Source organism: Gemella sp. zg-1178, assembly GCF_018790995.1.
GTDB lineage: Bacteria > Bacillota > Bacilli > Staphylococcales > Gemellaceae > Gemelliphila.
In genome coordinates this window covers 96,553-109,279 of sequence record NZ_JAHKEI010000001.1, presented here as the reverse complement: position 1 = coordinate 109,279, position 12,727 = coordinate 96,553, and the positions used below count along the sequence as shown (strand labels likewise).

At 26.8% G+C, this 12,727-nt stretch carries 14 protein-coding genes; all 14 read right to left on the bottom strand.

Annotation, left to right across the window (positions count from 1 at the left end; genetic code table 11):
- Positions 1–7: 7 nt before the first annotated feature.
- Positions 8–1,312: a thymidine phosphorylase gene (locus tag KMP12_RS00530; RefSeq protein ID WP_215755783.1), complete on the bottom strand. Its 1,305-nt coding sequence runs from the start codon at positions 1,310–1,312 to the stop codon at positions 8–10.
- 22 nt (positions 1,313–1,334) lie between these two features.
- The gene (locus KMP12_RS00525; protein ID WP_215755782.1) at positions 1,335–1,721 is read right to left on the bottom strand and encodes a hypothetical protein; all 387 of its coding nucleotides are present in this window, start codon (positions 1,719–1,721) and stop codon (positions 1,335–1,337) included.
- A gap of 179 nt (positions 1,722–1,900) precedes the next feature.
- Positions 1,901–2,203 carry a hypothetical protein gene (locus tag KMP12_RS00520; RefSeq protein ID WP_215755781.1) on the bottom strand — a complete coding sequence of 101 codons (303 nt, stop codon included), beginning with the start codon at positions 2,201–2,203 and terminating at the stop codon, positions 1,901–1,903.
- Between the two features lie 10 nt (positions 2,204–2,213).
- Positions 2,214–2,627 carry a hypothetical protein gene (locus KMP12_RS00515; protein ID WP_215755780.1) on the bottom strand — a complete coding sequence of 138 codons (414 nt, stop codon included), beginning with the start codon at positions 2,625–2,627 and terminating at the stop codon, positions 2,214–2,216.
- Positions 2,628–2,636: 9 nt separating this feature from the next.
- Positions 2,637–3,626, bottom strand: a complete 990-nt coding sequence (gene floA / locus KMP12_RS00510) for a flotillin-like protein FloA (RefSeq protein ID WP_215755819.1) — start codon at positions 3,624–3,626, stop codon at positions 2,637–2,639.
- An 18-nt stretch (positions 3,627–3,644) separates the two neighbouring features.
- On the bottom strand, positions 3,645–4,280 hold the full coding sequence (locus KMP12_RS00505; protein ID WP_215755779.1) for an NfeD family protein: 636 nt from the start codon (positions 4,278–4,280) through the stop codon (positions 3,645–3,647).
- A 13-nt stretch (positions 4,281–4,293) separates the two neighbouring features.
- Positions 4,294–5,013, bottom strand: a complete 720-nt coding sequence (locus tag KMP12_RS00500) for an MBL fold metallo-hydrolase (RefSeq protein ID WP_215755778.1) — start codon at positions 5,011–5,013, stop codon at positions 4,294–4,296.
- A 68-nt stretch (positions 5,014–5,081) separates the two neighbouring features.
- Positions 5,082–5,915, bottom strand: coding sequence for a C39 family peptidase (locus KMP12_RS00495; RefSeq protein ID WP_215755777.1), 834 nt, complete (start codon positions 5,913–5,915; stop codon positions 5,082–5,084).
- A 17-nt stretch (positions 5,916–5,932) separates the two neighbouring features.
- A complete protein-coding gene (locus tag KMP12_RS00490; protein WP_252344644.1) occupies positions 5,933–6,796 on the bottom strand; it encodes a DMT family transporter in 864 nt (287 codons plus the stop codon).
- Positions 6,797–6,804: 8 nt separating this feature from the next.
- Positions 6,805–8,148, bottom strand: a complete 1,344-nt coding sequence (locus tag KMP12_RS00485; protein WP_215755776.1) for a DUF2130 domain-containing protein — start codon at positions 8,146–8,148, stop codon at positions 6,805–6,807.
- Between the two features lie 6 nt (positions 8,149–8,154).
- On the bottom strand, positions 8,155–8,802 hold the full coding sequence (locus tag KMP12_RS00480) for an aspartate/glutamate racemase family protein (RefSeq protein ID WP_215755775.1): 648 nt from the start codon (positions 8,800–8,802) through the stop codon (positions 8,155–8,157).
- Between the two features lie 15 nt (positions 8,803–8,817).
- Positions 8,818–9,384, bottom strand: a complete 567-nt coding sequence (locus KMP12_RS00475; RefSeq protein ID WP_215755774.1) for a hypothetical protein — start codon at positions 9,382–9,384, stop codon at positions 8,818–8,820.
- Positions 9,384–9,833, bottom strand: coding sequence for a GNAT family N-acetyltransferase (locus KMP12_RS00470; RefSeq protein ID WP_252344647.1), 450 nt, complete (start codon positions 9,831–9,833; stop codon positions 9,384–9,386). Before KMP12_RS00470 ends, KMP12_RS00475 begins: the two co-directional genes overlap by 1 nt.
- 186 nt (positions 9,834–10,019) lie before the next feature.
- Positions 10,020–12,611 carry an ATP-dependent Clp protease ATP-binding subunit gene (locus tag KMP12_RS00465; protein WP_371821637.1) on the bottom strand — a complete coding sequence of 864 codons (2,592 nt, stop codon included), beginning with the start codon at positions 12,609–12,611 and terminating at the stop codon, positions 10,020–10,022.
- Positions 12,612–12,727 lie beyond the last annotated feature (116 nt).

The following is a 12,727-nucleotide window of genomic DNA, read 5'->3' as shown; positions in this document are numbered from 1 at the left end:
TTGCTCCTTATTCAATTATATCTATAATAGTTTTTAGATTTTTCTTTTCTTTGTTGTCTATAATATATGAATCCATAACTAAAGATTTACTAGTATCTAATTTCAATTTATCATTATAACATATTTCTGCTAGAATTTCTCCCTCATTTACATAATCTCCAACTTTTTTATGTAGCAAAATTCCAACAGAGTAATCAATATTATCTTCTTTTTTTTCACGACCAGCTCCAATTATCATAGCTACCTTACCTATATTTTCTGCTTTTATCTTGTGAATGTATCCTGATTTGTTAGATAATATTTCAAATTTATATTTTGCCACAGGTAAATTTTTATAGTCATCTATAATGTTTTTTCTAACTCCACTGTGATATAAAAATTTTCTAAATACTTCTAAGGCTTTGCCGCTATTAATTAACTCATCAATAATTTTATCAGATTCTATTTTTGTTTTAACTTCTTTTTTATATTTTAAAACTTGAAAAATTATTTCGTAGACAACTTCTTTTAAATCATTTGGCCAATTGCCCTTTAGTGCTTCTATAGCTTCTAATAATTCATTTGAATTACCCACTGCATAACCTAAAGGCTCTTCCATATTAGTTATCATGGCGATAGTTTTTCTACCCAAACTATTTCCTATGACCACCATGGTATTTGATAATTTTTTGGCGTCTTCAACAGTTTTCATAAAAGCACCATCGCCAACTTTAACATCTAAAATTATTATGTCAGATTCAATAGCAAGTTTTTTACTCATAATACTGCTTGCTATCAGAGGTATGCTGTCAACAGTAGATGTTACATCTCTTAAAGCATATATTTTTTTATCGAGTGGAACTATGCTATCACTGTATCCCATTAAACCTATTCCAGTTTTATTGGCAATTTCTACCAACTCTTCTTTAGTGCTTGAAAATTTAAAATCTTCTATGGCAGAAAATTTATCAATAGTACCCCCAGTATGACTTAATCCCTTACCTGAAAGTTTAGTGGTTGCCATACCAAGTGCTGCTAAAATAGGAGATAATACAATAGTTACTTTATCTCCCACTCCACCAGTAGAATGCTTGTCCACAAGAAATTTATTAATATTTTCAAAAGTTATTATATCTCCTGAATTTCTCATTTTTAAAGTGAAGTATGCTAATTCTTCATCACTCATACCCTTAAAATATACTGCCATTAAAAATGCACTCATTTGATAATCTGCTATTTCTTCATTAAAGTAAGAATCTAATAAAAAATCTATTTCCTTATTAGTAAGACTTATTCCTTTTTTCTTTTTATCAATTATATCGACAACTCTCAAATTATTCTCCTTAACAATTTTATTATGTACAAAAATACTTATTTAATAAATATGTATCCTTGTCAATAATTATATTATCTGTTATTTCTTTAACTTGTAAATACTTATATTTTTTTAAATGTAATTCCATATCTTTTTTTGTTTTTTTAGAATACACAAGATATCCTCTCATATTGTAGACCTTGTAACCTAACAATAAAAGTGTATATGATATAAATAAAAACTTAATCCTATATAAAATTAAAAGCACTGCAAAAACAACAATAAAAAAATTATAATATTTAAAATCAACTATTATTATACAAGTAAAAATAAAAATTAACCATATATAACTCAAATCAAATTTTTTAGTTGTTTTTATTTCTGTAGGAAGAAAAGTAATAATATTATTTGGTTTTGAAGATATCATATACATTAAATAGCAAATGCCGTGTAAAAACAAAATAGTAAATATAAATAATAGTAATTTATTATTTATAAATAAAAAATACAAAATCAATAATAAAAAAAGTGGCACAAATGAACAAATAAAATAACTTATATAGTTAAATATTTTATACATATTTTACCACTCCTTTTATACAGTTGTTATTTTTTAGATTTTGGCTTATCTAATATTTCTGAGAAAATAAAATCTTGAACTAGACTTTCTTTAGAAATTACAAATTCTGGAGCAAATATTTCATTCTCTCGGTCGATAATTTGTCTGCGTTTTTTTGAATTTGTTGCTTTACTAAAATTCAATAATTCTTTTGGCTTATCTACTTTGTTATATTGTTTTTTTATTTTATTTTTTATTTTTTTATTTTTTGTATATTTATTTTTTTTATAATTTTCAGTTATAAATTGTAATATTCCAAATACAAGAAATAATATTACCCAGACAGACATTGATTTTCTCCTATTTATTTACTCTAAGGAAATACTCTCTAGCAATAATTCCTCTGACTATATTTTTTTTTGTAAAAATTATTTTTTTTGAATTTTTATTACTAGTTACATTTGATACCTTATTTTTATTTATAGTGTCAATACTATAGTTTCCTAATCTATTTTCTTTTTCTACATTTAGTTTATTAAGTATATTTTTTTGATATTCATTATTTTTTTCTACTAAAGAAGTTTTTTTATTCGTATTGATATTTTTTATTTTATTAACTTCTTCCAAGGCTAGTTCTCTTAATCTTTCTAATTTTAATTTATTATTTGTATCTAAATTTTTAAGATGTTTGTTACTATCCGTAGATAAAACAAAGACAACTATTAAAGACAAGATTATTAATATTATAGGTATAGATAAAATTAAAAAATTCATACTTACCTCCTATTTATTTTCTTGCATCCCTTCTTGTGACATTTTCTTTATTGAATCTCTCATTCCTGTATCAGCTTCTAAGTTTTTATAATTCATGTAGTCCATAACTCCTAAATTACCTTCACGGAATGCTTTAGCCATTGCTAAAGGAAGTTCAGCTTCTGCTTCAACTACTTTTGCACGCATTTCTTGAATACGAGCTTTCATTTCTTGTTCTTGGGCTACTGCCATTGCTCTTCTTTGTTCTGCTTTTGCTTGAGCTATATTTTTGTCAGCTATGGCTTGTTCAGTTTGTAGATTTGCACCTATATTTTGACCAATATCAACATCAAGAATATCAATAGATAATATTTCAAAAGCTGTTCCTGCATCTAAACCTTTTTCTAAAATTGTTTTAGAAATTCTATCAGGATTTTCTAGCACTACTGTGTGAGAACCTGATGAACCGATAGTAGAAACGATACCTTCCCCAACACGAGCTATAACCGTATCTTCTCCAGCACCACCGACTAATCTTTCTATATTAGCACGAACAGTTATACGTGCTTTAGCCTTTACTTCTATACCGTTAATAGCTACCCCAGCTATATATGGGGTTTCTATAACTTTTGGATTAACACTCATTTGAACTGCTTGAAGTACATCTCTACCTGCTAAGTCTATGGCTGCACAACGTTCAAATGATAAACTTACTATGTTAGCTCTGTGAGCTGCAATTAAGGCGTTAATAACTCTATCAACATTACCACCAGCCAAATAATGACTTTCAAGTTGATTTATAGTTACTTCTAAACCAGCCTTATGAGCTTTTATCATAGGATTTATAACTCTACTCGGAACAACCCTACGCAATCTCATACCAACAAGAGTAAAAATACTTACCTTTACCCCAGCCGCTATTGCACTAATCCATAATCCCAATGGGAAAAATGTAAAAAATACCGAAATAATTATTATACAAACAATAACTATTACACCTGTGAAAATTGCCTCTGGCATCATATTAATCATCTCCTTTTATTTTTTTCTAACTATTATTCGCATACCTTCAACTTTAATTACAATTAATTTATTTCCTTTTTCTACAAACTCACCTTCCGTTACAACATCATATTTTTCATTTTCAAATATTGCTATCCCTGATGGTCTTAAATCTGTAAAAGCAATTAATTCTTTATTTATTAAAGTTAGGTCGCTTTCCTTTGCAACATAGCCTGCATCTGTTGTAATTTTTTCATTTAAAACAAGTTTATTTAAGAATAAAAATTTATTTTTAAACAAATAAATATTAATAAAACACCAAATACTAGACACTATAAATGAAATTATAATTATAAAAGTAATTGTATAGGATTCATTATTAACTTCAATTATAGAATAAATTAATGTTATAGTTCCAAATACTCCCAATATACCACCAGGAACAAATAACTCTGCTATTATAAGCAAAATAGAAGCAATAAATAGAACTAAAACAAATATATTTATTCCAGATTGAACTGTATGAATAGCTATATATGCTGCTAAAGATAATGCTGATAAAATACCATACATGTTAAATTTTTTAGAAAACATCTGTTGGCAAAAACTTAAAAACATTAGTAGCAAAAGCACTAAGTCTATTAAATATAATTTATCACTAGCAATATACATTCTTACACCTCCTTTAAATTATATTATTGTATTCTTTTTCTAACTCCTCTATTAATTTATTTTTTGTATAAAGATTTCCATGTCCTGGAACTGCATATTCAAAGTCTAATTGACTAATAAATTCTATATAATTAAATAATTTTATTTTATCAAAGGACATCGGCTTAGTTTTATAACTTTTAGAATGGCTATCTCCCAAAAATAATACCCTATCTTTTTTTACATAAATTAATAATGCATCATCAGAATGAGAGTTATCATTTGCATAAAAATAAACAACATTATCTCCCAAGTTGATAGTAAAATCACTAATTTTTGCTATGTCAGGAATTTTTATTTGTATTTTTTTATTAGCATATACTTTTTTCATTACATTAGCACTAAATTCTGTTTCTAAATTTTGTTCTACTCTGTAATCTATACTCTTGTAATCCCAATTCCATTTACTCATCTCTTCAAGATAGCTTTTTGTTTTTTTAGAAGATATTATAGTGTTATTGATATAGGTTGCACCAAAACTGTGGTCCCAGTGATGATGAGTTAATACTGTATAGATAGGAAGTGGCAAGTTATTAGATTTTAAATCTTCATAAAATCTTTCTATCTGCTCTTTACTATTACCTGCATCTATCATTATTGAGTATTTATCACCTTTTACATAACCTATGGCTGGTTCTAAATAAGTAAATCTATGCTTACTATAATATACATTATCAGAAATTTTATATAACATATATTTCTCTCCTTATTCTATAATTATATCATAAATAAAAAAATAGTAAAAGATTTTCATACAAACTACTATTTACTTATTGACCATAAGGCTCTTAATTCTACTTTTAATTCGTCGTAGCTCCAAGGTTTTAAAGTTCTACCCAAAGAATTAGGGTCATTTATAATATAGTTACCATCTTTATCAATACCAACTATAAGAATTATATGACCTACAGTAGTAAATTTTCCTGGTTTTACTGAAGCTATAATTGGTTTATTTTGTTTTAAAGTCTTGTCGATAGAATTTTTATTTACTGGTATTTCTGCATAATTCATTTTATAGTATCTTGCTATATATTTAAAAAATCCCCAGCTAGTTCCGTCCGGTGTGAAATATCCTGCCTTGTCTTCTATTTCAGAAATAACATCAGGAGTTATGGACATATCCTTAAGTTCTCCTGATAGTAACATGGCAACAACAGTTGGTCCACAACCCCTTATTGAAATATCAGTTTCTCCTAATTTATTATAACCCCATCTTCTATCCCACTGTATGTATAGGGGATAATTTCTTCCAAGTCCTACCGTTTCTCCTTGACTATAAGGAACTCTACTGCCATTTAAATAACCGTATATATAATCTGTAACGTCTTTATTATTTGCTAACATTTTTCTATAAGTTAGTGGTAAACGATACAAATTATCTGCGATATACTTAGCTTTTGTATTTTCATTAGCATATTCTTTCAAATCTAAATTTACATCTTCTTCTCTTTGTAGAAATGGATAGGGTTGTTTTACTCCTATAATATTATCCCTATTAAATTTAATTTCCGTATTACTATCATTTATAGTTTCTCCAGTAAAAAATAGTAGAATAATAAAAATCAGTAGTGGCATTGCAAGTAAATATTTTTTCATAATCTTCTCTCCTGTAATTACCTTTTATAGAATGTTAATATAAAACCCATTGCTATTATAATTAAATAACCTAATAAACTTAAAAAATCTGGTATCTCATTGAAAAATATAAATCCTAAAGTTCCTGAAAATATTATTTGTGTGTAGTCAAATATTGAAATTTTATTTGCTGAAGAATACTTGTAGGCATAAGTAACTCCAAATTGACCGATAGCTCCTGTAATTCCTACAAATAATAAAATCATAATTTGATAATAACTCATTTCCTTAAAATTTACCAGCATAAAAGGAAAAGTAGCTAAACAAGAAAAAACAGAAAAAAATAAGATAATAAATTCAGCTGATATATTTTTTTTACCTAGATACCTAACGCAAGTGTAGGCAAAACCTGAGAAAAATGCTGTTCCAAGTCCTGCCAAGGCTCCTAAAGACATAAAATTTTCAAAACTGGGTTTTATTACGAGTACTACACCTATAAAAGCTAAACTTATAGTTGTCATTTGTAATAAACTTACATTTTCTTTAAAAATAAAATACGATAAGATTATAATCACAAAAGGTGATAGCCTTTGTATTACAGAAGCGTCAGCTAAATGTAAATGTGATACTGCATAAAAATTACATAACAAACCTATTGTCCCTGTACTTGCTCTTAAAAAAAGAACTAACCAAGACTTTTTTCCTTTGGGATATACTATGCTATTATGTTTTTTTATTATGGGAAGAAATGCTATTAAGACCGCTATTAAATTTCTAAAAAATGCTTTTTGTGTAACTGGCAAATCTCCAGATAACTTAACAAAAAATGACATTAGAGCAAAACCTAACGCAGAAATCAAAATACATATTATACCCATGGTAAGATTATTTCTTTTACGCATATTATCACCTATTTTTTGCTTTTATTCAAATTATCAAATTTTTCTTTCATTGTTGGATTTTTTCTTACTAATTTTTTTATTGTAATTTCTTCAGCCTTATTGTTAGCTATTCTTAGATTATTGTCTGAAGATAGCAAGGCTTCTTTTGTTTTTTGCAAATGACTTATAGTCTTATCTATTTCATCTATTGCAGTTTTAAATTTTTTGCTAGCTAATTGATAATTTCTAGAAAATGATAACTTGAATTTTTCTAAATCTTCTTCAAAATTTGCTATATCTATATTTTGTTCTCTCATTATAGCTGCATCTCTTTTGTATTCTAAAGAATTAAGTGCCGCATTTCTTAAAAGTGTAATTATCGGAATAAAAAATTGTGGTCTAACCACATACATTTTAGGATACTGATAAGATACGTCAACTATTCCGTTATTATAGAGTTCATTATCTGATTCCAGCATAGAAACTAGGACAGCATACTCACATTTTTTTTCATTTCTATCCTTGTCTAATTCTTTTAAAAAATGTTCATTTTTTTTCTTAGTGGCAGTCTGGTCATTTTCATTTTTCATCTCAAACATAATAGAAATTATTTCAATTCCTAATTTGTCAAATTCACGATAAATATAATCACCCTTGCTGCCTGTTTTTGCATCATTGTCTTTTTCAAATACAGCATTTGGAAAAGCCGTCATACGCAACTTGTTAAATTCTATTTCACAATGTTGCTCTAAACTTTCTCCCAGCATTTTTGTAGATTGTTTTGCCTTAAAATCTTTATAAAATGCTATTGCTTCATCTTTTTGTCTTAATTCTATATCAAATTTTTCTTGTAATGATTTTTTAGATAATTCATTTTGTATATCTTGCAATTCTAATTTATTTTTATATTCTGATAGTTCTTTATCCTTATCTAAGATAGCCTTATTTACTTCTAAAGCTATTTTCATATCGCTACTTTCAATTAATTTTTTAATTTCTGCTTCTTTTTCATTAAATAATTCTTTATTCTTAGCCTCTAACTCTAATATTTTTTTCTCTTGTTCTCTAATTTTTTCTTCTAGTGATTTTTGTGCGTTTATAATTTCTAATTCTTTATCTTTTTCATGACTTTCAATTACTGCTTTTAAAGATAGGATATCCGCTTCTTTTTCTGTCAAGATTTTTTCTATTTTATTATTGGCTTTTTCTTCTAATAGTTCAATATCTTTTTTGTAGTGTTGTTCTGCTTGCTTAATACGAGAATTTAATTCTTCAGTAAATTCTTTATTTTTTATTTGGGTTACAATATTTTCATACTTATTATCATCTATATTAAAACTTTCTCCACAGTTGGGGCATTTTATATCTTTCATATTTTTCTACCTTTCTTTTAACTTGGTCAACATATATTTAGCAGGATTGAGTATATCAATATTTGTATACTTTGCTAATTCTTTTTCTATGTAAGGGAAATGTGTACAACCTAATATTATTTTTTCTACCTTGTATAATTCTATTAATTCAGTCAATTCTTTAAACTTAAAGTCCCTTGCTATTTTAGAAATATCTTCTTTCTTTTCTATTGATTTTACCATTTCTAAAAAAGTAAAGCCTATAAATACAAGATTAGGATTTTTAGTCATCATAACTTTTTCAATTCCAGCAAGTCCTTGAGCATTGGCTGCTAATACCGCAACCTTGTTAAATTTATTTGCCATATCTTCATAAACGTTTAGAGGCGTAACTACATTAATAGCATTTTTCTTTGCCAATTTTTTAAAGTCAACAGCCCCACTAAGAGAATTACAATATACAAATAAATTACTGCAAGACTTATTTTTTAGCGACAATAAAATTTTGTTTATATGTAGTTCTTTATATTCATCACTTGCAGCTTGAAATATTGTTTGCTCTACCGGATTATTTGATACAGCTATTCCAATTATGTCCTTATAGCCAGCTTCTTTTAAAATATTTTCTCCAAATTCTGTATCTATGGGTGTTCCTGCTATAACAGCTACTTTCATATATTCACCTTCTTTTTAAAATTTCTTTTTAGGGTGCCTATCTACTATTTCTTGATTATTTTTTAATGCTAATATTCCTTTATCAGTTAAACTATATAGTCTAACTGATATAAATTGTTCTAGTTCTTCTTCAGAAAAATTATTTTTAATTAAACTATGTAATTCTTTCTTATTAAGTTTTGATATGCCCTTAATATTTTTAGATTTTAAAGCTACTTTTAAATTATCCATTTTATTATGTTCTAAAGAATTTAACAAAGTATTGATAAGTACATATCCATCTTCTAATAATTTTTTTAAATTACTAGGTGCATCTATGCCATAGCTATATTCAAAATATTTAGGATAATAACCAGTCTTTATACTTTCAGTCGTGAAAGTTCCAAAATTTATTCTCCAAAGTAATATAATATCTCCAGCTAGTAAATTTTCTTTTGTAAACTGCATATTCCTTTTAGGAACTAACTTTGATTTAGACACACTTACTTCTTTAAACCAAGTATCAAAATCTCTATCACTAGAAATAAAAGGTTTATTTTCATAATCTGCATAATAAGTATTTAGTATTTGCTCTATCATCATTATATAAACTCCTTTATTTCATTAATCCATTTTACTTTTTCAGGCTTATCCTTATAATTTAGTATTGAATTTTCATACCAAACAACATCATGCCAAGCTCCAAATTTGTAACCAACTTTTTTAAAATGAGCAACTTTTTTAAAATTATTTTTTTCATGAAAAATAATGATACTTTCGTTGGGGTAAGTAATGCAAGATAATACATTTACAATATTTTGTTTTCTAAGAATTTCTAGTAATTTATTATACAGCATTTGCCCTATACCTTGCCCTTTTTCATTGACATCAACATAAATTGATAATTCTACACTCCAATCATAAGCAACACGTTCTTTAAAAGAATTTGCATAAGTGTAGCCAACTATCTTGCCATTTTTTTGGGCAACTAGGTAGGGATATTTTTCTAAAATTTTTTTTATTCTATTAGAAAATTCATCAACACTAGGCAGGTCATACTCAAAAGTTATATTTGTTTCTTCTACATAATATTTATATATATATTTACTAATTCTTGAGAATCAGAAACTTTTGCCATTCTAATTTTAATATTAGACATTGCACTACTCCTTTATAAGTTTAATAAAATTATATCACGGAATATTACTTTTAAAAAGAAAATAATAAAAACACAGAAATTAATCTGTGTTTTTATCAATATATACTTCTAATTTATTCGTGAATATTATTTTAATATCAATTTTTTTATTATCAAATTTTTTTATTATTTCTTTTGCTAAGATGTTTTCTATATTTGCTTGTATAAATCTTTTTATTGGTCTTGCTCCAAAATTTTTATCATAAGATGATTTTGCAACCCACGTTAAAATATTATCGTCATAATATAAATTAATATTTTGATTATATAAACGTCCTGCCAAATCTTTTAATAATTTTCTCGTTATATCTTTTACATTATTTTCTGTTAGAGGATTGAATATTATTATATCATCTATCCTATTTAAAATTTCTGGTTTGAAATAAGTGTATAATTTATTTTTTATTATTTCTTTAGTCAATTCTGAAATTTTTTCTTCTGAATGATTTTCTAATAATTCTAGTGAACCTATGTTAGAGGTCATAATTATTATAGTATTTTTAAAATCAACTTTTACTCCTTTAGAATCTGTAAGACTGCCCTCATCCAATAATTGAAGTAAAATATTAAATACATCTGTATGTGCTTTTTCTACTTCATCTAATAATATTATAGAGTAGGGATTTCTTCTGACAATTTCAGTTAGTTGACCGCCCTCTTCATAACCCACATAACCAGGAGGAGCTCCAATTAATCTACTTACAGAATGTTTTTCCATGTATTCGCTCATATCTATTCTGACAATATTTTTTTCATCATCAAATAAATTTAAGGCTAAGGATTTTGCTAATTCTGTTTTTCCTACGCCAGTAGGTCCTAAGAATAAAAATGAACCTATGGGTCTATTCGGGTCTGAAATTCCTGCTCTTGACCTAAGAATTGCATTTGTTACACTAGCTACCGCATCATCTTGACCTAATACTCTTTCGTGTAAAGTTGCTTCTAAGTTTAAAAGTCTTTCTTTTTCTGTTTCTATTAACTTAGATAGGGGGATGCCAGTCATCTGACTTATTATGTAAGAAATATCTTCTTCTGTAACTTCTTGTTTTAAAAGTTTATTTTCATTTAAGTCTAATTCTTTTTCTAAATTTGATAATTCATTTTCTAATTTAGGTAAGGTTGCATATTTTAATTCTGAGGCTTTTTCAAGATTATAAGAATTTTCTGCCCTTTCTAATTCTAGTTTAACCTTGTCAATTTCATACCTAATCTTACTAAGAGCTTCAAGTTTTTCTTTTTCTTTGTCAACTTGTAGTTGTAATTTTTTTTGTTTTTCTCTTAGTTCTGCTAGTTCTTCTTTTACTCCTAAAATACGTTTTTTAGAAATTTCATCATTTTCTTGGGATAGGGCTTTTTCTTCTATTTCTAAGAGCATTACTTTTCTGTTAATACTATCTAATTCAACAGGGTTAGAAGAATTTTCTGTTTTAATAGTCGCACATGCTTGGTCTATTAAATCAATCGCCTTGTCTGGTAAAAATCTATCCGTTATGTACCTATTAGATAATTTACTTGCTGAAACTATTGCCCTATCTGAAATTTTTACATTATGATATATTTCGAATCTTTCTTTTAAACCTCTTAAAATAGAAATTGTATCATCAACATTTGGTTCTTTTACTAAAATCTTTTGGAAACGTCTTTCTAGGGCTGAATCTTTTTCTATATAATTTCTATATTCATTAAGTGTGGTTGCACCTATACAACGTAACTCTCCTCTGGCTAGCATAGGTTTTAAAATATTCCCAGCATCCATGGCTCCGTCTGTTTTACCAGCACCTACTAGCATGTGAATTTCATCAATAAATAAAATTATATTGCCATTATGTTCCTTAATTTCTTCTAAAACTGCTTTTAATCTTTCTTCAAATTCTCCACGATATTTTGCACCAGCAACCAAACTAGGTAAGTCTAATTCAAAAACAGTTTTATTTTTTAGTGATTCTGGAACATCACCTCTTACAATTCTCTGTGCTAATGCTTCAACAATAGCCGTCTTTCCGACACCTGGTTCTCCTATTAAAACTGGATTGTTTTTTGTTTTTCTCGATAGTATTCTAATTAAATTTCTAATTTCATCATCTCTACCAATCACCGGGTCTATCTTACCTGTTTTTACTTCTTCAACTAAATCACGACCGTATTTTTCTAAAACTTCATAAGTGATTTCTGGATTATCATTCATTACCTTTTTACCTCCTCTAATTTTTTCAATTAAAATTATTAAATCTTTTAAGCTAGATACCTTATCTAAATATTTTTTAAAAATAGCATTCTTAATATATGCCCCTAAAAGTAAATGCTCAGCAGAAAGAAATTCATCCTTATTTTTTTCTCTATACTTGTCTGCTTCATTTAATAAAGCTATTAAATCATTTGACATATAAGCCCCATAATTTATATTTTCTCCAACAACATCATTTATTTTTAATAATTCTTGTTCTAATTCATATTTTAAACTTTTACTATCAATATTTATTCTGTTTAAAATATCTGAAAATAAATTTTTTGACTTAAGAGCTGACAATATTAACATATCTGATGTTATATTTTGACTTTTTATTTCTAAGGCTTTTTCTTGTGTTTTAGCTAGAATTTCTTTTACAGCAAGTGTCATTTTATCAATATTAATCATAGAAACCTCCTTAACAAATTTATAATTTTTATTTTGACCTTTTTTGACTGTAAAATTATTATACAACCTCTGACCTTTTTTGACAATACTTATTTTTCAATTTTACAAAAAAA

Bases quoted from the DNA above. Each gene is read 5' to 3' on its own strand.
- KMP12_RS00500 (WP_215755778.1), bottom strand. From the start codon at position 5,013: ATGTTATATAAAATTTCTGATAATGTATATTATAGTAAGCATAGATTT.
- KMP12_RS00515 (WP_215755780.1), bottom strand. From the start codon at position 2,627: ATGAATTTTTTAATTTTATCTATACCTATAATATTAATAATCTTGTCT.
- KMP12_RS00475 (WP_215755774.1), bottom strand. From the start codon at position 9,384: ATGATGATAGAGCAAATACTAAATACTTATTATGCAGATTATGAAAAT.
- KMP12_RS00520 (WP_215755781.1), bottom strand. From the start codon at position 2,203: ATGTCTGTCTGGGTAATATTATTTCTTGTATTTGGAATATTACAATTT.
- KMP12_RS00495 (WP_215755777.1), bottom strand. From the start codon at position 5,915: ATGAAAAAATATTTACTTGCAATGCCACTACTGATTTTTATTATTCTA.
- KMP12_RS00490 (WP_252344644.1), bottom strand. From the start codon at position 6,796: ATGCGTAAAAGAAATAATCTTACCATGGGTATAATATGTATTTTGATT.
- floA (WP_215755819.1), bottom strand. From the start codon at position 3,626: ATGCCAGAGGCAATTTTCACAGGTGTAATAGTTATTGTTTGTATAATA.
- KMP12_RS00525 (WP_215755782.1), bottom strand. From the start codon at position 1,721: ATGATATCTTCAAAACCAAATAATATTATTACTTTTCTTCCTACAGAA.
- KMP12_RS00485 (WP_215755776.1), bottom strand. From the start codon at position 8,148: ATGAAAGATATAAAATGCCCCAACTGTGGAGAAAGTTTTAATATAGAT.
- KMP12_RS00505 (WP_215755779.1), bottom strand. From the start codon at position 4,280: ATGTATATTGCTAGTGATAAATTATATTTAATAGACTTAGTGCTTTTG.
- KMP12_RS00480 (WP_215755775.1), bottom strand. From the start codon at position 8,802: ATGAAAGTAGCTGTTATAGCAGGAACACCCATAGATACAGAATTTGGA.